The sequence below is a fragment of the Oceanobacillus sojae genome (assembly GCF_900162665.1).
In the GTDB taxonomy this organism is placed as follows: domain Bacteria; phylum Bacillota; class Bacilli; order Bacillales; family Amphibacillaceae; genus Oceanobacillus; species Oceanobacillus sojae_A.
In genome coordinates, this window is sequence record NZ_LT727810.1 from 51225 (window position 1) to 73809 (window position 22585).

The window sequence follows — 22585 nt, forward strand, 5'->3', positions numbered from 1 at the left end:
ATAGGATTCTACAGCGCATGGAAGAAATAATATCCTGATGAAGTTAGATGAAATCATCGTTTTAGCCTAAATAAACAATCATGCTGGTGTTTCAAATGGTTTTTAACAGTTCAAATCATGACAGTATGAATAATTCATATCGAGAATAGCTTTCATGCATCAAAAATAAGGATTGCTGAGCATTTTTTATCATGCAACACGAAAGTTTGTACTGTCGGATCTACCTTTTATTTATTCAGTTATTTCAGTATAGAATATCCTGCCAGCGGAGGCGGACCGTTTTGACTCCTGAGGGATTAGCACCATCTGAAGATCCACTTTTGCCAAGTGATCTTCTTGGCAAAAGTTAGCTGAAGAGCGTGCCCCTAGGAAAGCAAAACGGTCCGCCGTAGCGGTGGCCTTACACTTTACTTTCTATCTTTGTCAACAGATATATAGAAGAAATGATCAACCCCTGTTCCTATAGATAGGAAGTTACTTTTTAGTGTGCGAAAGTTGAGTTAATAAGAAATTTAGTTGGGTTAACAATTTATTCTTAATGTCTCCTATAATCAAACCACTCAATTACCCCCAAGGGATCAAAACAAACAGTATAATTATCAAAACAAACAGACAGCCCATACTTCTCCCTATACCTCTGCAAAGCAGCCTCTAAAAACGCCTCCGTAACCTCTAGATAATTAGCCAATTCATACTTATTTCTCAAATTTAAACGATGCGCCTCTATAATTTTTGCTATAGGAATCGTCTTTTCATAAGCCCAGGATCTGGCCCGCAGCTCTTGTTTCCGATTAACAATTTTGGACTGATCTATTATATCCCCGACAGTAGTGTGGTAGTGGCCTAATTCTTCTGCTAAAACGGAAGCTTTGTCTGCAGAGGTGGTTAAATAATTTTTATTAATCCATATGACATTATCTGCATATAATCCTTTTACATTCTTAACCATAGACTTCTCATAAACTTCTACATTATATTTACTGGCGTGACTTAATAATTTTTCATACATACTATTCCTCATTTCTCTTAGAACGTATATAAGCTTTAAAGCGCTCAATTTCTTCTAATTCCTCTTCGGTCCAATCTTCTCCATCATGATGTGCGGCAATAGTATCTATTTTATCTTCGTCTGCTTCTCTTCTATCAGCAGGAATTCGTTCTTTATGTGTATCATAGCCCATCAGCCAGGCTTCGTTTACATTTAATGCCTCAGCTAATATATATAATTTATCCTGCCGGGGCTCTGTTTTACCATTTACGTATTGGCTGAGATCTGTTTTTGATATTTTGATATTATCACGAGCGTATTTTTTAGTTGAGTTAAGTATGTCTACTTGTTTTAAATTTCTTTCTCTCATGATTTGCTTTAACCGATCTCCTGTACTTAATCTCATAAATAAAATCTCCCTTATAAATTTTCCTTTTATGGCTGCTATAGTTATCACCGTATGCTATTTAAAGTGCTCAGAGAAGCTGCATTATGAGTATGTAAAATAATATATATTTATAAGTCATACAAACTTATAGAAAGAAAAAATGATTTGGTAGAATAATTTAAGTATATACAATATAAATACATTATTCAATAAAAGATTCAATTATTTTGAACTTTTTGTGTTGACGAGCAATGTTATAAATGGTATTATTTACTAAAGTTCAAATGAATTGAACAAAATGAAAAGGGTGATATAATGAATTTTAATTACTCCAGGTTATATAATAAAATTGTTGAAAAGTATGGAAGTAAACATGATTTTGCAAAAGCAGCAGGTCTGCCAGAGAAATCAATTATCCTAAAATTAGATGGAAAAGATGGATGGAAACAGGATGAAATTGCCAAAAATATTGAGCTTCTTGAAATTGATAGCAGTGATATCCCACGATATTTTTTAATTATAAAGTTCAAAAAAAATGAACAAAAAATTAATATACAAATTATTTATGCTGGGGGAGGGATTAAAAAATGCTTAAAGATCATTTTTTGGAAGAGGATTATGATGATGTTATGGAAGAAGTCAACCGGATTATCAGCATCAATGAAAAGGCTTTAAGAATTACAGTATGTGGTCAATGGGAGCTGAAGAATACGATTTTAGAGCAGTTTAATAATGCATTTGAAAATCTCAGAATGCTCAACCAAAAGAAAATTAACCGGCAAAGAGCACCAGCTATAAATGAAGATATAAGACGACATATGTTTTAAAAAAGGATAAATCAGAAGTCAGGTTTTTCTATTCCTAATATTTCTATCAAATATAACTAATCAGCTAAGGGGGAAATAAATATGAATTTAACGGATGAGCAATTAAAATTAATCACTGAAGTTGTTTCCGAGCAAGCAATTAGAACATATAAAGAAGATGTGGAGAAACGTGAAATCACCAAGCAGGATTATCGATTGCATAATATTAAGCTGCTTTTAAAAAATTATAGAGCTCTGGTTCTTCACTGCGAAGAGCTGATGGATGAACTAGAAGAGTTTAACGAAACATCCATTCAAGAATTAGATATAGAAACAATCAGCCTGGAGTCTATCGAATCTATCAAACAAAGTAAAAGAAAATCAATTTCTATGGTTTACTTTATTCAAGGAAAGATGGAAGCTTACCGGCGTTCCTGTAACGAATATGAATTGAAATATTATCAAGTGCTGGAAAAAAGATACCTATCAAAGCAGAAATATACCATCTCACAAATTGCGGAATTAGAGAATATTGATGAACGTACAGTACACCGCTATTTAAAAAAGGCGATTGAAGATTTACCGGTTATCTTTTTTGGGGTTTCAGCCATAAGCTTTGCTAATTGATCCTGTCGTAAAACTGTCTTGATAGTGTCATTACGAAGATGCTAATATGATAGTATAGAAAAATGTACAATATAATTAGATTTTATTGGAAAATCACAGAGGCGTTGTAAAAAACAGCTGCTTCTGTGGTTTTTTAATGGAAGAGTATTGCTTCTGATTTTGGAACTGAATCGATACTAAATTCGGATTATAAGATGCAGTTAATTAGTTAAGGCTATTCTTCTACAGGTTTTAAGCACTGAATTTTTTAGCAGCATATGCTCCAAAAAATAATCTTGTCGTAAAGCTGTCTTGATAGTGTCATTATAAAGGTGCTAGTATGATAGTATAGAAGAATCTATAAAATAATTCATCAGATAAGTTCAGATTTTATTGCAAAACCACAAGGATGCTGTAAGGACAGTTATTTCTGTGGTTTTTTTATATCTCAACCAAACGCCCTGCAAAATGAACCTGTCGCAAAGCTGTCTTGATAATGTCATTAGAAGGGTGCTAATATGCTAGTATAGAAAAGTTTATAAAACTTCCAGCATCATTATTTTGACATGAGCTGGTGAACATGAGACATCCAATAATGGGTGTCTTTTTTCTTGTCTATATTCCAGATACTATGAAGGAGGTGATGCCTCATTTTGTAAAATACGAAACATACTTTTGGAAAGGAGGATTGATATAGTTGCATCTATACACAATTGAGCTGCGGGCAAGTAACTTATAAGAAGCAGCACTGAATTACATTAAAGATTAGTATTGTGCAGTACTGATGTTGAATATTACTGCATAATTAGTTTACAACAGAGGCAAGGAATAAATCATCAAAAGGATGAAGAGCTGATGAAAGCAGACTTTATGCAACAATTAAACCGTCGGATCAATAGTTTGAATCTGTTTAGCAGAAGTGTTGTTGGAGTAATCGATGATGAATACTCTATAGCAATCACTTCTATACCTAGTGCTGATGAAACAATTTATTTCGACGGTACAAGAGATAAAAATTTCAATATACAAGTTACAGCTAAAAGTAAAAATCGACAAGAATGCTTGGAGAGCTTAACCAGTATTTATAAGGAACTGGAAAGCTTAGATAATCTGCCAAGTGAAAATGATAGTTACAAATTTCAAAGTATCAATATAAATGATTTCCCTGCATTAGTTCTATATGATGAGCAGGGATTTTTTATTTATAAATTATCTATTACTGCTAAAATTACAATACACAAAGGGGTTAAAATATTATGAGCGAATTGCTAAAATTAAACATTCAATTTTTTGGACGAGAAAAGAACGCGAAAACAGAATACTATGTAGGTGCTGTTCCAGAGGATGGTACAGAGGAAGTGGAATGGCTGCGTCTGGCAAAATGGATTTCCAGTGTAACAGATGATACGGAAGAAGAAGTAGAAGACATGGCTTTTTATGATGGCGATGGTACACCAGAGGATGATGTTATCAGTGTGAAGAAGACATATGCCTTTGAAGGTATGTATGATGATGAGATTGAGGCAATGAAGTTTATTGCCGGGCTGGAATTTGAGACAGGATCAGGCCGTAAAATCATGTTTAAACAAGTACGCACTAACGGAGATGAATTTGCCGGAGTTGCTACAGTGAAGGATCCTAAAGTAACTGGTGGAGAAGCATCAGAGTACGCAGTATTTGAATGCTCTATCAGCTGGGACCGCCGTCCTGAAAAGACTACAGCTACTCCCTGAGGATCCCCCGAATAACGGGGGAGAAGAACCGAATGAACCCGATCCTGAAGATCCGGAAGAATCGGATGGGTCAGAAGAAGAGGAAGAGAGCGACGAATAAGCCGCTCTCTTATTTTATTTTCTAAGAGAAGTACGAACTATAGGATAACCAATGAATCTGTTAAAGGATGAGCGGATTCATTGGTTATCTAAAAAATTAGAAAGGTGATGAACTGTAATGGCAATTAAGATTCAAACGGAAAAACCCGTCATACCTATTGAAATTGGAGAATTAAATTTTGAATTCCCTGTTGATGATGAGGCTATTAAAAAATTTCGAGATCAAATTCCGAAGTTAAAGGAAGAATTAGAAAAACTAGCACCCGAAAATAATGAAGAGGATCAGGAATTAGTGAAGGAAGCGTTAAGCAAAGGATATGACGTCATTTTAGGAGAAGGATCCTTCGATAAAATTTATAAAGTAACACCATCGCTTGTTTACTGCATGCACTACTATTCACAGCTAGCTGAAGGTCTCGAAGACGAACTGAAAGAAAGAGGCTTCTCTGATTCTACACAGGAAAAAGCACAGAAATATATACAACAAAATAAGAAACAAACAGTCAAGAAGAAAAAGTAGTGGTGGATTATGCTGAATCTAGCCTATCCTATTAATGATACAGTCGTTATTGATGATGAAAGGTATGAGATTAACCTTGCTTATGATAACGTATTACGCTTGTTTGATATGCTTAATGATGATGAATTAAATGATGTCGAACAAATTGAAATAGGCATAGAAATGCTTCTTGGCAGGCCGCTTGATGTAGATTTGGGGAAACAAGAAGAAGTCTTCTTTGAAATATTTAAAAGTACAATAAGCAAGGAATCGGAAGATAATGCTGCTGTTGATATTGATGGTAATCCGATGCCAATAATGAATAAGGAGAAAGACAATAAGAAGGTTTATTCCATTAAACAGGATGCAGAATATATTTACGCATCTTTTTATCAAGATTATGGAATTGATTTATTTGAAGCTCAAGGGAAATTACATTGGTATAAATTTCAAGCTTTATTGGCAGGGCTGCGTCAAGATACTAAGTTTAAGGAAGTAATCGAAATCCGCACAATGGAATTGCCATCGGGTAAAGGAGCGGCAAAACATCGTAAACAAGTGGAAGAAGCAAAAAAAGCTTATAAGCTAAATCCTGAATAATGCCTTTTAAAGGCGGTGTGGAATTGAAGTTAAAAGAAATAAGATGTAAAAAATGCAATAAATTAATTGGGAAAATAAAGGGCATTGCTGAAATAAAATGCCCGAGATGCGCAACGGTTAATACAGTAAATGACCGTTAGAGAGCCCTTGAGCCCCTGTGCTGAAAAATTTAGAGCATGGGGGTGAAGTATGTAAATGGCTGATGGTGAAGGAAAAGTAATTATAAATATTATATTAAACGATGGACAGGCTGTTCAAGGTTTAGACAATATAAATAATAAGGTAGATGAATTGGATAAAAGTGGGGAGAAGGCAAATCTCAGCATAGGTAAAATTGCTAAATCTGTTTCTGACATTGCTAAAAAAACAGGCGTATTTGATATGCTGAAGGATTCAGTAAATACAGCTTTTAATGAAATAGCCACGATGGAGCAATTTGAACGAACAATCACAGCCATAACTGGAAGTGCAGAGAAGGCTAATACAGCATTGGATAGCACGAAGAAAATTGTTAGTGGTACAACCTATGGAATTGACACTGCTACGAATGCCGTACAGGGATTTGTAATGTCGAATATGGATGTAGGTAAAGCAACCGAATCGATTGCTGCCTGGGGAGATGCGGTCAGTCACTATGGTGATGGATCAAATGAGGCATTTACTGCTGTTACGGAATCTTTGGCTCAGATGGTTGACAGTGGAAAAGCACAAATGGATACCATGAACCAGCTTACGGAGGCGGGAATTCCTGCTTTGCGCATTTATGCAGATGCGACAGGGCAATCTGTGGAAAAAGTTGCGAATCAAATGCAGCAGGGTGAAATCTCTGCAGATAGTTTTATGAATGTCATGAATAGTGCATTAAAGGATGGGACCGAAAGTTTCGGAGCTATTGATGGAGCTGCAAAAGACGCAGGATCATCATGGACTAATTCAATTGATAACATGAAATCAGCAACTGTACGCGGTATTACTGCGATTATCGGGTCTATAGATTCGATGCTGGAAAGCGTTGGACTGCCCAAAATGCAGGAGTTGATTACGGCTTTTGGACCTTTGGCGGTAACTGTATTCCAGCAGGTAGCCGCAAGCTCATTAACTTTATCGGGCACTCTAAGTGTGCTTAAAAGTGGTATGGAAACATTAGCAATAGCGTCTCTTTATGTCTGGGATGTAATTGCTAAGCACCCAATCATTACAATTATCAGTGCTGTTGTTGCTTTAGCTGCTGTTATCATTTATTTATGGAAAACCAATGAGAATTTCCGCAACTTCTTTATAAATGCCTGGGAGTCAATCAGAAATGCTGTAATAAACTTAGGTCCAGGCTTACAAATGCTTGGCAGCCAAATAGCTGAGGTTTCTAAAAAAATGTATGATGCATCATTAGATGCTTTCAGTACGTCTGTTCAATGGCTTGGAAGTGTAATAGAAACAACCGGAGAAACATTTTCTAATCTGGCGGGCAGGACGCAGGAACTAATAACCATTATGACAGCTGGTGCAGTAAATGGCTTTGGTGCTGCTATGGAATGGTTAGGCAACAGAGCAAGGACCGTGGGTGAATTTTTTACAGAATTGAGAGAACGAATCAATATTGGAGGCGTCCTTGCTACTGTAATCGGGCCATTAACTACCACCGCAACTGCATTTTTTGGATTGGCAAGTCCAATTGGCTGGGTAATCAAAGGATTTGCATTGCTGGCAGCACAAACATCCATTTTTTCCGATATCCTTGGAGTTTTTAAAGGCGATATGTCTATTGGTGAAGTGGTAAATAATTTTGCAGCAGATCTCTCTAATTTGATAACTAATCTGGCTAAAAATGCAGTTATCTTTATAGAAAAAGGGACTGAAATGATTGTAGGATTCATTGATGCCTTTGCCGTAAACCTTCCTGAATTAATCAATGCTGGTGTTGAAGTGATTACAAATTTAATAACCGGTCTGGTATCAGCATTACCTTTATTAATAGAGACCTGGCTGCAGCTTTTTACAACATTGTTAGAGGTAATCGTCACGATAATACCATTGATTCTTGAAATAGGAGTTACAATCGTAACTACACTAATAGAAGCAATCGTTGTAGCGTTGCCTTTACTGATAGAGACCTGGTTACAGCTTTTTACAACATTATTAGAAGTAGTTGTCACGGTGATACCATTAATTTTGGAAATGGGTATTACGATTATAACCACATTAATAGAAGCAATCGTTATAGCGCTGCCTTTACTGATAGAGACCTGGTTACAGCTTTTCACAACATTATTAGAGGTAGTAATCACGATGATACCACTGATTTTGGAAATAGGTATTACGATCATAACTACGTTAATAGAAGCAATTGTTACCGCATTACCAATGCTAATAGAGACTTATTTAACAATTATTATGACTTTAATCGATACGATTACAACTGTGCTGCCACTGGTTATAGAGGTTTTTCTTCTTTTATTAATGACTATTGTGGGTACTTTAATCGAAAATCTGCCACTAATTATTGAAGCCGGTATACAAATATTAACTGCGTTAATAGATGGAATAATCATCTTGATACCAGCTTTAATTGAAGCAGCAATTACGATAATAATGGCATTAGTAGAGGCTGTTATTACGAATTTACCAGTAATTTTAGATGCAGGTATGCAGATTTTAACAGCCTTAATTAATGGTATAGTGCAGATTCTCCCGCAGTTAATAGAAGCTGGGCTAAATATTATTATGGCATTAATTCAGGCGATTATTGGCCTTTTACCTGAATTATTAAATGCTGGAATTCAAATTCTATTTGCTTTAATAGAAGGAATAGTGAGTATCGTGCCTCAATTGATCAATGCAGGTATCCAATTACTGTTACAGCTGGTAAATGCATTCATTGGCTTACTGCCGCAACTAATAAATGCTGGTATACAAATATTAATGGCCTTAATACAAGGAATTATTTCCATTGTTCCACAATTGTTAAGTGCCGGTATGCAATTAATACTTCAGTTAGCTGGAGCTATTATTCAGTTACTCCCACAGCTCTTAAATGCAGGTGTTCAGTTAATCACTGCATTAATAGGCGGAATTACACAAATGATTAGCAATGTTGTGTCGGCCGGCTGGGGACTGGTAACAGATTTAGCAGGCGGCATTATTGATAAAGGGAAGGATATTTATAATGCTGCCAAAAATATCATTGGAGAAGGAATTAATGGTGTTAAGGAAAAGACAAAAGAGTTTTTCAATGCAGGAGGAAATATTGTAGGATCTATTGCTGATGGTATTACAAATGGTATAGATAAAGTTACTGGAGCAATTAGCTCCGTTGCATCTAAAATACGTGACTTTTTACCATTCTCACCTGCAAAAGAGGGAGCATTAAAAGATATTATGTATCCTGGTATTACAAATTCGCTTGCTAAAAATATTAAGCAGGGTAGCAGTAAACCTTTAAAAGAAATGCGTTCTCTAACAGATGATTTGGCTGATGAAATGAATCCTGAGATTACTAACCGGTTGAGGGGAACTTCTATGTCTTTGGGAAGAGTAAGTGCACAATTAAATACAACATCTGGTGTTTTAGGTAACGAAAATAATAATACAAGAACCTATTCTCCGAATATCAATAACTATTTCACACCAGCCAAGTCAACACCGAGTGAATCGGCTAGAAAACAAAGACAGCAGCAACAAAGATTAGCCATGGAAATGGGGTTTTAACAGATGTTTAAACTAATGTTTACTAATGCAATCGATCAAACAGTAGAATTATTCGACCATCCTTATAGACTAATAAGAGTTGAAGGTATTGGCGATACAGAGGCAACTACACAAATGCAAAAAGTCCCCTTCCAAGATGGCGCTAGTTATATCGGTTCGATTTTAGAAGATAAACCGATTGAAATAGAATTGAAAATAACGGGAGACAATGAACAAGACCTAAATGCAAAACGTCGTTATTTTGCTTCGGTTTTTAATCCTAAATTAGGCGTAGGTACTCTGAGGTATATTAGTGGTGGTGATGTAAAGGAAATTGACGCAGTAGCTGAATCTGTCCCAAATTTCCCAGATGGACAAACTAATAGAAAACCATTATTTCAAAAAGCTCTTTTATATATTAGGGCACCTTATCCTTATTGGAGAGATCCGAACCAAACAAGTCAACCTTTACAAGCTTATTCTGGTAATCTTACCATGCCAAATACCTTCCCGATTGAAATGGGAAGGTCGGGATCACACACAACACTTTATAATAGTGGTGATATTCCTGCTCCAGTAAGGATTGATATCCAAGGGCCAGTGGCTAATCCACAAATAATTAACCGTACAAACGGTGATTGGTTAAGAGTTAATCGCTCTATTGCTGCAGATGAGATATTGCATATTGATACTACTAATGGCAAAAAAAGAGTAGAAGTTTATCGTAATGGCAGAGTGTTTAATGTATTTGGTTATATAGACCATGATTCTGATTGGCTTCAATTGGACGTAGGAGAAAATTTAATTGAGCATATTGCTGATTCTGGAGATACATCGGGTATGGTTGCAGTGACCTGGAATAATCAGTATGTTGGAATATAAAAAATTTATGAAATTACTGAAGCATCTCTTTATAGAGGTGCTTTTTACTTTTTTAAAAGGATGTGAATTAATTTGGAACGAATGTATTTTTTCGACAGTACCACAGATGACAAACGTATCTATCAAGCAGCTGATTGGGCTAGATTTCATAATCAAATTATTGGTAATGGTGTATCAAATACTCCTAATCTGCCAGATTTAGAAGTTACAGCTAGAACAAATATGGATATTGCTTTAGGCGCTGGTTACATGTTTGCTAACGGTTATATGTATCAAAATGACAGTACTATGACGCTATCACATAGTATCGCTGATCCAAATAATAATCGTATAGATAGAATAATAATTTGCTTTGATAGTAATCCTGTGGAAAGACGTATCTATTCATATATTAAAAAAGGAGTGCCTGCAAATAATCCAACACCACCAAGTTTACAGCGTGATGATTATGTTTATGAAATGAGTGTTGCACAAGTTACTATTATTGCGGGTAAGTCTTATATTGAGCAATCTGAAATTCGAGATGAGAGGGCAAATGATAATGTTTGCGGATATATTCCCTTGCACAATATTTATCGAGGCATGCAAATCAATGAAAACGGACTTGTGACATTACCCAATCAATCTTTTGTTAAGGCGACTAATTGGAACGAATACAAATATCCAGGTGAAAGGGATGCTATTCCATTTGGAACTGTAGAAATAGATAATCAAAAAGAAATGCAAAGTGATAATTTTACTTTTATCCCAAAGGAAGACGGTATCTATCACTTTTGGGTGGAAATGGCTTGGGATGAAGCTTTAGATAATATCGGTTACCGAATGTATTTATATAAAAATGGTCGAGAAAGTTTTCCTTTAGGTGCAAGGTGGGCAACAGATCAACGAGACCGTTTCTTTATCTGCTCAGGATCCGATAGTGTTGAAAAAGGGGATAAGATTACTTTTGTCGCAAGTATAGCTGGCCTTGGCAATCGATCTATGCCTCCTACATGGTTCACTCGTATCCGGATAGCAAAAATGGCTTAGAAGGTGATAGAAAATGAAGACGCCTATTAGAATTTATAATAGATTTCTCGATTTAAAAGGTGAACTGGATATTTATCAATCACTGCAGTTTGGTCGTAATTATCATGGAGTTGCAACATTTGAACTGCATGTTAATCGTTATTTGCATGAAGCTCAAAAGCTAAATAAAGGCGATATAATTGCATTGGATAAACATCCTCATAAAGCGGCCATTATTCTTACCAAAGAAATAGATCTTGATGAGAACGGCAAGGAAGGTGAGAATTTTAAACTATCGGGTTATACGTTGGACGGGTTAATGGGAAGGCGTATAACAGTACCTCCAGCGAAAGCTTCTTATGACCGGAAGAATGGAAGTGCAGAGGAAGTAATGAAATATTATATTGATAAGAACTTTGTCAATCCAGACGATAGCAGGCGAAAGCTGCCACATCTTGAAATTGCGCCAAATCAAAATAGAGGTGCTGATTTAAGCTGGGAATCTCGATATAAAAACGTAGCAGAAGAATTAGAGAATATTTCTATCCATTCTGGTCTGGGCTGGGGGATATTCGCAGATTTTAGAACTAAAAAATTAATATTTGATGTTACTGAATCAAATGATTTAACACAAGATAATCCTTATGGTAATAATCCTGTATTTTTGAGTCCTGAATTTGAAACTATTAAATCCCAATCATTTATTGATAGTGACAATGATTTAAAAAATGTTGGATACGTTGGAGGAGAGGGCGAAGGTAAAGAGAGAAAGATTGTTCAAGTTGGATCTGATACCGGCTGGCAGCGTATTGAAACTTTTATTGATGCCCGAAATATTAATGAAGAACCGGAAGATGGGGAACCGGATTTAACAGATGCAGAAGTGGAGGAACTTCTTGAAAAGCATGGGTCAGAAAAAATCAGCGAAATGGAAACTCTCCAATCATTAGAAGCTGAGATTCTGACTCCTTCACAAGATGCTATTTTTCAATACGAAACAGATTTTGATTTAGGGGATAAAGTGGATGTTGTTAATAAATCTTGGGGAATAATGATGTCCGCACCCATCACCGAGTTTTTAGAAATTTATGAAGCTGATGGTTTTCGATTGGAGGCTACATTTGGCCAATCACGCCCAACTTTCATCAACAAAATAAAACGCAAATTTAATGAGTTGGAAGGTGTAGAACAGCAAGAATTGCCTGCACAAATTGCTGTAGAGAACCGTAAATATACGGATAGAAAATTGACCGAAGAAGAACAGGAACGAATCAGGCAAGCGTTGGAAAACTTAGAAGCTTCTAAGAACTTTACAAAAGATTACGCGGAGAAAAAACGTGCTGAATCTCCAACTGAACCAGAGGATAAGTCTGTTGTATGGGTAGATATATCTGATCCGGATAATGTAACTTGGAAAATTTATAGCCAAGAAAAAAATGAGTGGGTTGCAGCTGCAAGAGGTCCACAAGGTTTGCAAGGACCGCCTGGTAAAGACGGACAGGCCTTATATACTTGGCTCAAATACGCTGATGATGAGCGAGGAAATGGTATAGCAGATTCTCCTTCAGGTAAAAAGTATATGGGGCTTGCGTACAACAAAGAAACATCTGTAGAAAGTACCAATCCTGCTGATTATGAATGGTCAAAAATTGAAGGTGAAAAAGGTGATACTGGTGTACCAGGTCCAGACGGTAAGGACGGGGCTCCACGTTACACATGGGTGAAGTATGCTGATGATGACCAGGGTCGAGGTATGTCAGACAGTCCACAAGGAAAAAAATATATCGGTCTTGCTTATAACAAATTAATTGCTAACGAATCTGATAGTCCAAAAGATTACACTTGGTCACTTATTAAAGGTGACAAAGGAGACAAGGGTGATAAAGGAGAATAAGGTATCCAAGGGCCAAAAGGCTCCAATGGTCAGCCCACCTATACTTGGATAAGGTATGCTGATAATGCCAGCGGTGATGGTATTAGTAGTTCGCCAACCAATAAAGAATATATTGGTCTAGCGCCAAATAAAACGACTTCAACGCCATCTAATAATGCCGGTGATTACACTTGGTCAAAATTAAAAGGTGAACCGGGGGCAAGAGGCCAGCAGGGAATTCAGGGTCCTAAAGGTTCCGATGGTCAACCAAGGTATACATGGATACGCTATGCTGATAATGCTAATGGTGGTGGAATGAGTAACTTCCCTGATGGAAAAGAATATATAGGGTTTGCTTATAATAAAACCACTGCCACAGAGAGCAATAATGCATCTGATTATATCTGGTCAAAAATAAAGGGTGATAAAGGATCAAAAGGCGACGCTGGTTCTCGTGGCCCAACTGGTTCACAAGGACCAAAAGGAGAGACAGGGCCCCGAGGCCCAAACATTGTTGATACAGATACTAGTTTTGGTGTTAACTGGCTTATTGCTGATTATATTAAATCACTTAATGGCTTAAATATTAATGAGCAATTTAAAGTAGATGAAAGTGGCAAATTAACTATTGGTAATGAGCAAATGACGTTGACAGAAAAAAGTATCCAAATCAGGCGTCCAGATGGTGCAGTTTGGATGGAGAATGGGTTAATTAAAGCTGATTATGGTGTCTATGGATTTGATCCACATTATATGACAGATAGAAGATGGCAAGATATGAACCAAACATTATCGGCAGTAGGATTTCAAGCCGGGGGTACAGCCATAAACAACTCATCTCATTTTTATGGAGGAGTAAAAGGGACACTGGACGGAAGAGGATACCAAGGTACGAATTTTCAAGACAGACGAGATGATATGAATTGTGTTGTTTTTCAACGATACCGATTCAACCATTCGGCAAGATATCTTGTTTTTGGGTTTCGAAAAAATAGAGGTGCAAGATTTAGCGTGCATATCATAAATAATGGTACTGCAAACATTGACGACAGGATTTACTATGAACTTTTTGAAAAAGATTATCAAGGCTACAAACTATTAATCGCTGACTTAGGTAAACCGACATATGTAAATCGCATGGTTGGTCTTAAAATAGGATGGGTACATGGCTGGGGTGCTGCTGATGAAAATATGATATTTAAAGTAGAATCTGCACATTTGACTGATGAGCCATAAGGAGGAATAGATTTGGAAATAGAAACGTTTCAAACTAAGCAAAACCGTAATCAAATAAAAGTATTTTTTGTTGTTGAAGATGGAAAGGTCACTTCTGTAAAAGTAGGAGACCAAGTTGTTTCTCTTGAACAGGGATTTCAATTTTATGTTCACTATTATGTAGCCTATCAAATTGATAAATGTGAATTATATATTGATGGCTTCACTCCTAAGTTATGTGTGAGACAAGGAGAAGAGATTGTAATACCAACAGAAGAACAACAACGGGCAAAAAATATTGAAGCACTTGAACGAGAGCTGAAAGAATTACAAGGAGATTCGTATGAGTAAGAGGATTAACACCGATTATTTTTTTATTTTTAGTGCTTAACTTCCTTTCTGCTATGCCGATATAGTTAAAAGGAAGGGGAATATTAATGATTGATATAGCTAAAAAATAATCGATTTAAGAAGATATACCGCTAAATTAGAAGATGAGCTTGAATTAACTGGAATATGTTGTGTAAGTGGCAAAAATATTCTTCAGTTAGAAAAGCTTAGAGTTAAGGAATATGGTGAAATGTTAAAACAAGATGGACTTTCTTCAGTTTTATCTTTTGCAACAATAGGATTTAGTTTTTTACTAGCGTTTCTAAGTAGTATGACAGTTACATTTGCTAAACAAAATATACTTTTTATAATCTTTCTGGTGCTGACAATTATAACTATAGTTGTAATTAGTATTGTTATTAAAAAAATAGAGAAAAAACACAGTAAGTTTCGTGAGCACTACGCCAATTTAAATGGTTATTAAAATCTTTTGATAGAACGAAAAAAAGATTTAGAAAAGCTAATAAGTAACTGAGACACCTCTCATATGAGGTGTCTTTTTCAATGGAATAAAACTGATGGAAATAATAAGGGGACAAATTAATATAAATAAGGAGCTGAAATTATGGGGGGTGTTAATTTGGAATATTTGGAAGCAGCGCATATGTATTTATTCGGTGAAGTGAAATTTCTCCACCTGCTTTTATTATTGATGGCTTTAGATATCTTAACAGGATTATTCAAAGCATGGAAAAATGATAATTTGTGGAGCCGTAAAAGTTTATTTGGGTACGCTAGAAAAGTGCTTATATTAGTCGTTATTGTATTGGCTAATGTTGTTGACCAGATACTTGGATTGAATGGTGCTGTGGCATATGCTACGGTACTTTTTTATATTGTCAACGAAGGTATCAGCATTACTGAAAACTTAGCTGATGTAGGCGTTCTTGTACCGCCAGGATTAGCCGAAAAATTGCATAGCATTGATAATTCAAATAATTCATTTGAAAAAGAAATTAAAGAAGAATTTACTAGCAAGAATAAAGAGTAGCTGCAGCTGCTCTTTTTCTATAAAAAAATATTTAAGGAGGAATTTTATTATGGCAAAAATTTATTTAGATCCAGGACACGGCGGAACAGATCCAGGTGCATCTGCAAACGGGTTACAGGAGAAAAATGTAACTTTATCTCTTGCACTCAAAACACGGGATATCCTAAATCGTGATTACGAAGGTCATACTATCCGAATGAGCAGGACAAGCGACACAACTCTAAGCCTTGCACAGCGTACAAATGATGCAAACAGCTGGGGTGCTGATTACTTTGTATCTATTCACATCAACGCTGGCGGTGGCACTGGTTATGAAGATTATATCTTTAATGGGAGCGTGTCGAGTAACACGGTAACTTATCGTGATAAGCTTCATGCAGAAATTATGAAACAGGTTGACTTTAACAATCGCGGGAAAAAGCGGGCAAATTTTCATGTCTTACGTGAATCAAGCATGCCTGCCGTCTTAACAGAGAATGGTTTCATTGATACGGTAGCAGACGCGAATAAACTAAAATCAGATGCTTATCTTAACCGAATTGCCTTAGGACATGCGAATGGTATTGCGCAGGCTCTTGGGTTAAGCCGAAAATCAGGTGGTGGAAGCGGCCAAGGGTATGTAGAAGTGATTACACCATCTTTATGGACTTACAATACTCCGAACTGGGATGATCGTGCTGTTATTGTAAGTCAAGGGGAAGTATTTACTGTGGTTGGAGACAGGTTCCAAGTTGGCAATGGTTATATGTATCAGCTTAAGAGCGGGTTGTATATTACTGCTAGTACGCAGTATGTGCGGTATTTTACTAGATAATAGAAACAGTTTTTATATTTGATTAAAGATTAACTGTTGCTGTTGGGACATTTTAAGCGAAGGAAAGCGTTTCTCGAGTTCGAATTAGATATTAGTCCCTTCAAATAGGAGATATGCAGCCAGTAAAATAACATTTATTCAATTTTAACCAGTAAGGGACGAAGAGCCCCTTATTGGTTAAAAATTTTATATTTGAATAGCAGCAATATGTTTATATATAAAATTTTTAAATTCATTGACTACTTTAGGTATAAAAATATCCTTTTTCCATGCTAGATTAATATTTCTAAAACACACAGGATTCGAAACTGGTATACATTGAATATCAAATTCACTTATTCCTCTGTTCTTTGGCACCAAACTAACTCCTAAACCTGCAGAGACAAAACCGTTTACGGTTCCAACCTGCTGACCTTCGAAAGTAATGTTTGGGGAAAACCCGGCTTTTAAGCATAACTTATCAGCAACTGCTCTTAGCCCTATTCCTTCTTTAAAACCAATAAAAGATTCATCTTTTATTAGATCTAAAGGAAGGCTCTTTTTTGAAGCTAGTGGATGATTTTTAGGAACAATAACAAATAATTCTTCATTTTTAACCGTTTCATAAATAATATCTTCTGAGAAATTTGCCTCCATTAAAATACCAAAATCTACTTTCCCAGACTCAATATGCTCGATGACTGCTCCAGCATCTCCCTGATATAATTGAAAATTAACATGTTTATATATTTTTTGAAATTTTGAGATTAATTCAGGTACTAAATTATTCCCTAAAGTATGTATAAAAGAAATCCGAATAGTCCCCGTAAAAGGATCTACCAATTCTTTTAATAATGTTTTTCCTTCTTCAAGAGCGCTAATAGATTCTTCCACTTTTTCCAGGAATATTTCGCCGTAATGGTTTAGCTTCAAAATTCTCCCTTTTCTTTCAAACAAGGGCACACCAAGCTCATTTTCTAAAAATTTAATAGAACGACTTAAAGCAGGCTGAGAAATAAATAATTGCTCTGCTGCTTTCGTAAAGCTCTCTGTTTCTGCAACTTTACGAAAATATTCTAATTGTTTATTCACTATTTAAGCACCACCTTTTCATTTAGTATAACAAAAATGCATAAGAAGTATGAAAAACAAGTATTAGTAATTATTAGAATTTTGAGATAGGATAAACTTATTAAATTATTGGAGGTTAAAAATTTGAGTGCAGCAATTTATGATTCCGTTTTATTCAAAGATTTATTTGGTACAGAAGAAATGAGAGAGATATTTTCAGATAGCTATTTAGTTCAAAAATGGTTAGATGTAGAAGCAGCTCTTGCTCGAGCAGAAGCTCATTTGAATATTATTCCAGCTGAAGCAGCAATAGAAATTGACGCAAAAGCAAAAGTAGAAAATATGGATTTAAATAATTTGGGTATTGAAATTAAAAGAACAAGCCATCCAATTGTTCCCCTGATCAGACAATTATCTGATGTATGTGAAGATGGGTATGGACAATATGTACATTGGGGTGCAACAACGCAAGATATTATGGATTCAGCAAATGTTTTACAGCTTAAAGAGGTTGTTAAAATATTAGAGCGTGAAATAAAAGATCTTCAACTTGGGCTTATTGATTTAATTGAAGAAAATAAAGAAGTTGTTTTGGCAGGAAGAACCCATGGACAACAGGCACTCCCTGTTACATTTGGATATAAGGCAGCTGTTTGGTTATCAGAAATTAATAGATCCAGTGAGCGATTGGCAGAACTGAAGCCCAGACTATTAGTCGGTCAATTTTCAGGAGCTGTAGGTACATTAGCATCTGTTACAAGTAAAGGATTAGAATTGCAAGAGGAAATAATGAAGGAGCTAGGTGTTGGAAAGCCTGATATTTCCTGGCATGCAGCACGAGATACATTTGCTGAATTTGCTTCATTTCTTGGGGTTCTCAGCGGGACACTAGGAAAAATTGCGAATGAAGTCGTGCAATTACAAAAGACGGAATTTGGAGAGCTGGAAGAACCGTTCCAAAAAGGAAAAGTAGGAAGCAGTACAATGCCTCATAAACGAAATCCGTCTAAAACTGAAAATATTGTCACATTAGCTAGAATTCTTAAATCAAATGTACCGTTATTTATTGAATGTTTAATCAGTGAGCATGAACGTGACATGATTTCCTGGCAAGTAGAATGGGAAACATTACCTGAAGTTTGTTTACTCATTTCCAATATTTTGCGTAGTTCCAATGATGTCATAAAAGGCTTGCAAGTGAATAAAGACCGGATGGAAAAGAATTTATTAGAATTAACCAATGGTTTAATTGTATCTGAATCAATTATGATTAAAATTGGTGAAAAAATAGGCCGGCAAAAGGCACATGATATTGTGTATGATGCTTGTATGGAAGCATATGAAAATAATATTGCTTTAGAGAAGTTATTGTTAAAGAATAGCGAAATTATGGACAACCTGTCAAAAGAGGAACTGGATGAATTATTTAATATCTCGAATTATACTGGTTACTCCAACGATTATGCTGATACGGTAGTTCAAAAAACAAAGGAAAAGTTAAATGAATAAAACAGATAACCAACATACTTATATGAATGCAATTGTTGATTTTATCCGGAATACAACCTATAAGGATATCCCGGATGGTGTAAGAGAAGTTGTCAAATATGCTTTTAAAGATACGATTGGTGTATCTTTAGCTGCTGTGGATACAGTGGAAACGAAGATTGTTAAAGAAATCATCATAGAAGCAAATGAACAAATGGAAGATGTCTCAGCAATCGAACTGGCTTTGGGTGGAAAAGGAATGGAAAGAGCGTTACTGTTTGGAACTATGTCACATGTATTGGATTTTGACGATGTGAATTTTACATTTCAAGGACATCCTTCTGTAACATTAATTCCAATTATCTTAACGATAGCAAAAGAAAGAAATCTAACTGGTCAAGAAATGATGCGTGCTTATGCTATCGGATTTGAAGTAGAAGCCCGGATAGGGGAAAGTATAGGCGGAAGACAGTACAGCCAAGGCTACCATACTACCTCCACCGTAGGAATTTTTGGTGCAACAGCAGCTGTCAGTGCTTTAATGGACTTCGATGCGAAACAAATTAAACAAGCATTTGGATTAGCAAGTTCCTTAGCCGCTGGAAGCAGAAAAAACTTTGGAACAATGACGAAACCGCTCCATATCGGCTATTTAAACCAAAATATCTACTTACTCTCACAATTAATTAAAAAAGGATTGACGGCAACAACTGATATTTTTTCAGATCCGATTTCTATTGATACATTAACGACGGGAGAAAAGCTGGATTTGTCTAATATCTATAAAATTGGACAGACATGGGAGCTGGAAGAATTCGGGATTATCTTTAAAAAATATCCTTGCTGTGCTTATACACACCGTTCCATTGATGGGGTATTAGAACTTGTGAATAAATATGATATTTCTGCAGATGAGGTAGAAAATATTGAAGTTATCGTACATTATCACGTACCTAAGGTTCTTATTTATCCCAATGCCAAAACGTCGTTAGAAGGAAAATTTAGTATGCAATACTGCCTGGCAGCAGCGTTATTTGATAGAGAAATAACTCTTCAGACATTTACAGATGAAAATGTGAACAGGGAGAAGATACAAGACTTAATGAGCAAGGTTGTGATGACTGTAGATAAAGAGCAGGAAGAGGGCTCGGGATCGAAAGAAAAAGTAGCAACAGTCAAGATTAATATCAAATCAAAAACGCTTAAAAAGAAAGTAGAATATCCGATTGGCCATCCATCTAACCCATTTACAGAAAAAGATATGCATCAAAAATTTACGATGTGCTTAGAAGACAATTATGAAAGCGCTGTTATTGAATCGTTGTATGATAAGTTAACTTCTTTAGAACAGCAACAATATAACAGTATTTTAAAGGATATGCTTTACCAAAATAAATAGGAGGCTCATTTATGAATTGGAAAGAAATTCCTAGATATAGATTAGCTAATTTACCCACACAAATTGAACACTTGAAAAATCTTTCAGATAAATTAAATGGTCCAAATATTTATTTGAAAAGAGATGATGAAACAGGACTGGCTTTTGGCGGCAATAAAGTTAGAAAACTTGAATTCATCGTTGCGGATGCTTTAGAAAAGAAAGCGGATGTAATGATAACGTCTGGCGGCATACAAACAAACCATGGCAGATTAACGGTTGCAGCCGCTGTTAAGGCAGGAATAAAACCTGTCCTTGTTATTACGAACGACGCTCCTGAAGCATATGAAGGAAATTTATTATTAGATAAGCTTTTAGGGGCAGAAATTCATTTTGCTTATCCTGATGATGAACATTTAACACATCAGGAAAAACATAACAGAGCGAGGATACTAGGAGAAGAAAAAGTAGAAGAAATAAAAAAGAAATATGAAAATGAAGGTAAAAATGTCTATATTGTCCCAAGAGGAGGCAGAAGTATACCTGGAACATTAGGATACTGTTTAGCCAGTTTGGAAATATATCAACAAATGATTGAAAGTAAAAATCATATGGACTATATTATAACTTCTGTTGGAAGCTCCAGCACCATAGGCGGTTTACTTATTGGTAAAAAACTATTTAATATAGACACTAAAATTATCGGTATCAGTGTCTCCAGACCAGCGCCGGAGATAAAAAAATTAGTGTTGGAACAAGCGGAAAGTTTTATCAATCATTATAACTTAGACATTAACGTATCAGAGGATGATATTACTGTATTTGATTCCTATATTGGCGAAGGATATGCTATCCCGACTGAAAAGGGAGTACAAGCTATAAAAACCTTAAGTGAAACGGAAAGTGTGTTCATGGATCATATTTATACAGGTAAAGGGATGTCCGGCTTAATTGATTTGATTGAGAAAGACTACTTTAAAGATACAGATAATGTAATGTTTATTCATACAGGTGGAAGTCCGGCATTATTTTCTTTAGATTCCATTAAAATCTAATAAAAGAGGGGATAAATATGAAATTAATAAGTAAATATTCCATTATCTTTATTGCTGTTTTTTTACTGTTAACAGCTTGTAGTAATGAAAATGGAAGTGCAGAGGAATCAAACTTTCCTGAAAAGGATATAACGCTTATTGTTCCATTTGGTCCTGGTGGTGCAGTGGATACAATTAGCAGAATGATTGCACAAAATGCAGATGAGTACATTAATGGTCAAAATATTGTTGTTGAAAATAGAGAAGGCGGAGGAGCCGTGATTGGACAAACTTTTGTTGCCAATGCTGAACCAGATGGATATACATTACTAGCTTTTACTTCCAGTGTTGTAAGTAATCCATTAACGACAGACACATCTTATACGCATGAAGATTTTGCACCAATTGCTCTATATTCATTTGAACCAGAGCTATTAGTAGTGCCTAGTGATTCAGAGTTAGAATCCTTTGGAGAAGTAGCTGATCAAGCTGTAAATGGAGGGATTAATTTAGTTACACCGGGGCACTCTACCTCACATCACAGTGCAGGTATTTTGTTAAATGAAAATCATGACTGGAATTTAGAATTTGTTCATACAGAAAGTGCAGGAGAACAAATTCAGCAGCTATTAGGTGGGCATGTAGACGCAGCTCTATTAACCTATGCTGAAGTTGCTAGCCAAATTGAAGAAGGAACAATTAGACCGATAGCTATTATGGGTGAAGAACGTTCAGAAGAACTGCCTGATACGCCAACATTCCAAGAAGAAGGAATTGATATGGTGTATGGACCATTCCGTGGTTTAGCAGCACCAGCAGATACTCCAGAAGAAACAAAGGCTGAATTGGAAGAAATCTTTACTAATATTATAAATGATGAAGGTTTTATAGAGGATATGGAAAGCTATGGATTTGAAGTAGTAGCGGGTGATGCAGCAGAACTAAATAGCAGAATAGAAACAGAAGAGGAATTTATCCAGCAAGTATTGCCATTTTTGGAATAAATTTAGCAGAGTATGGATGCCGTTATTCATGCTCTTCTTTCTTATATGTTTGTGA

23 protein-coding genes are annotated in these 22585 nt (G+C 35.8%); 20 read left to right on the forward strand and 3 right to left on the reverse strand.

Going from position 1 to position 22585, the window contains the following annotated elements; genetic code table 11:
* Positions 1-535 precede the first annotated feature (535 nt).
* Entirely contained in the window at positions 536-1009 is a 474-nt protein-coding gene (locus tag BN1068_RS04050) for an ImmA/IrrE family metallo-endopeptidase (protein ID WP_077601560.1), read from the reverse strand.
* Position 1010: 1 nt separating this feature from the next.
* Positions 1011-1394, reverse strand: coding sequence for a helix-turn-helix domain-containing protein (locus BN1068_RS04055; RefSeq protein WP_077601561.1), 384 nt, complete (start codon positions 1392-1394; stop codon positions 1011-1013).
* Between the two features lie 297 nt (positions 1395-1691).
* Here BN1068_RS04055 and BN1068_RS24400 point away from each other — a divergent pair, with 297 nt between their 5' ends.
* The 16 genes from BN1068_RS24400 (at position 1692) to BN1068_RS04140 (ending at position 16576) form a co-directional block, all read left to right on the forward strand.
* Positions 1692-2051, forward strand: coding sequence for a DUF739 family protein (locus tag BN1068_RS24400; protein WP_077601562.1), 360 nt, complete (start codon positions 1692-1694; stop codon positions 2049-2051).
* A gap of 233 nt (positions 2052-2284) precedes the next feature.
* Positions 2285-2809 carry a hypothetical protein gene (locus tag BN1068_RS04070; RefSeq protein WP_217697299.1) on the forward strand — a complete coding sequence of 175 codons (525 nt, stop codon included), beginning with the start codon at positions 2285-2287 and terminating at the stop codon, positions 2807-2809.
* A gap of 834 nt (positions 2810-3643) precedes the next feature.
* A complete protein-coding gene (locus BN1068_RS04075) occupies positions 3644-4048 on the forward strand; it encodes a phage tail terminator protein (RefSeq protein WP_077601565.1) in 405 nt (134 codons plus the stop codon).
* Positions 4045-4521, forward strand: a complete 477-nt coding sequence (locus BN1068_RS04080) for a phage tail tube protein (RefSeq protein WP_077601566.1) — start codon at positions 4045-4047, stop codon at positions 4519-4521. Before BN1068_RS04075 ends, BN1068_RS04080 begins: the two co-directional genes overlap by 4 nt.
* A 217-nt stretch (positions 4522-4738) precedes the next feature.
* Positions 4739-5140, forward strand: coding sequence for a DUF6673 family protein (locus tag BN1068_RS04085; protein WP_077601567.1), 402 nt, complete (start codon positions 4739-4741; stop codon positions 5138-5140).
* 9 nt (positions 5141-5149) lie between these two features.
* The gene (locus BN1068_RS04090) at positions 5150-5719 is read left to right on the forward strand and encodes a Gp15 family bacteriophage protein (RefSeq protein ID WP_077601568.1); all 570 of its coding nucleotides are present in this window, start codon (positions 5150-5152) and stop codon (positions 5717-5719) included.
* Positions 5719-5859, forward strand: coding sequence for a Com family DNA-binding transcriptional regulator (locus BN1068_RS24255; RefSeq protein WP_077601569.1), 141 nt, complete (start codon positions 5719-5721; stop codon positions 5857-5859). Before BN1068_RS04090 ends, BN1068_RS24255 begins: the two co-directional genes overlap by 1 nt.
* A 55-nt stretch (positions 5860-5914) precedes the next feature.
* On the forward strand, positions 5915-9424 hold the full coding sequence (locus BN1068_RS04100) for a tape measure protein (RefSeq protein WP_077601570.1): 3510 nt from the start codon (positions 5915-5917) through the stop codon (positions 9422-9424).
* Positions 9425-9427: 3 nt separating this feature from the next.
* The gene (locus tag BN1068_RS04105; protein WP_077601571.1) at positions 9428-10285 is read left to right on the forward strand and encodes a phage tail family protein; all 858 of its coding nucleotides are present in this window, start codon (positions 9428-9430) and stop codon (positions 10283-10285) included.
* A gap of 72 nt (positions 10286-10357) precedes the next feature.
* Positions 10358-11314, forward strand: a complete 957-nt coding sequence (locus BN1068_RS04110) for a hypothetical protein (RefSeq protein ID WP_077601572.1) — start codon at positions 10358-10360, stop codon at positions 11312-11314.
* Positions 11315-11327: 13 nt separating this feature from the next.
* On the forward strand, positions 11328-13187 hold the full coding sequence (locus BN1068_RS04115; protein ID WP_077601573.1) for a siphovirus ReqiPepy6 Gp37-like family protein: 1860 nt from the start codon (positions 11328-11330) through the stop codon (positions 13185-13187).
* Between the two features lie 294 nt (positions 13188-13481).
* The gene (locus tag BN1068_RS23535; RefSeq protein ID WP_077601574.1) at positions 13482-14402 is read left to right on the forward strand and encodes a collagen-like triple helix repeat-containing protein; all 921 of its coding nucleotides are present in this window, start codon (positions 13482-13484) and stop codon (positions 14400-14402) included.
* A gap of 12 nt (positions 14403-14414) precedes the next feature.
* Complete coding sequence (locus tag BN1068_RS04125) at positions 14415-14732, forward strand: hypothetical protein (protein ID WP_077601575.1); 318 nt, start codon at positions 14415-14417, stop codon at positions 14730-14732.
* A 229-nt stretch (positions 14733-14961) separates the two neighbouring features.
* A complete protein-coding gene (locus BN1068_RS04130; protein WP_077601576.1) occupies positions 14962-15195 on the forward strand; it encodes a hypothetical protein in 234 nt (77 codons plus the stop codon).
* Between the two features lie 141 nt (positions 15196-15336).
* Complete coding sequence (locus BN1068_RS04135) at positions 15337-15762, forward strand: phage holin family protein (RefSeq protein ID WP_077601577.1); 426 nt, start codon at positions 15337-15339, stop codon at positions 15760-15762.
* Between the two features lie 49 nt (positions 15763-15811).
* Positions 15812-16576 carry an N-acetylmuramoyl-L-alanine amidase gene (locus tag BN1068_RS04140; RefSeq protein WP_077601578.1) on the forward strand — a complete coding sequence of 255 codons (765 nt, stop codon included), beginning with the start codon at positions 15812-15814 and terminating at the stop codon, positions 16574-16576.
* A 186-nt stretch (positions 16577-16762) separates the two neighbouring features.
* Here the strand turns inward: BN1068_RS04140 and BN1068_RS04145 are convergent, their stop codons facing one another.
* Positions 16763-17647 (reverse strand): LysR family transcriptional regulator, encoded by an 885-nt coding sequence (locus BN1068_RS04145; protein WP_077601579.1) that lies wholly within the window; start codon positions 17645-17647, stop codon positions 16763-16765.
* A gap of 123 nt (positions 17648-17770) precedes the next feature.
* On the opposite strand from BN1068_RS04145, the gene purB reads away from it, so the two are divergent.
* From purB to BN1068_RS04165, 4 genes are read left to right on the forward strand one after another with little or no spacing between them, the layout of a single operon-like run.
* Entirely contained in the window at positions 17771-19135 is a 1365-nt protein-coding gene (gene purB, locus BN1068_RS04150; protein WP_077601580.1) for an adenylosuccinate lyase, read from the forward strand.
* Positions 19128-20513: an MmgE/PrpD family protein gene (locus BN1068_RS04155; protein ID WP_077601581.1), complete on the forward strand. Its 1386-nt coding sequence runs from the start codon at positions 19128-19130 to the stop codon at positions 20511-20513. The genes purB and BN1068_RS04155 overlap by 8 nt, the downstream gene beginning before the upstream one ends.
* Before the next feature lie 11 nt (positions 20514-20524).
* Positions 20525-21547 carry a D-cysteine desulfhydrase family protein gene (locus tag BN1068_RS04160; RefSeq protein ID WP_077601582.1) on the forward strand — a complete coding sequence of 341 codons (1023 nt, stop codon included), beginning with the start codon at positions 20525-20527 and terminating at the stop codon, positions 21545-21547.
* Positions 21548-21564: 17 nt separating this feature from the next.
* Positions 21565-22530 (forward strand): Bug family tripartite tricarboxylate transporter substrate binding protein, encoded by a 966-nt coding sequence (locus BN1068_RS04165; protein WP_077601583.1) that lies wholly within the window; start codon positions 21565-21567, stop codon positions 22528-22530.
* Positions 22531-22585 lie beyond the last annotated feature (55 nt).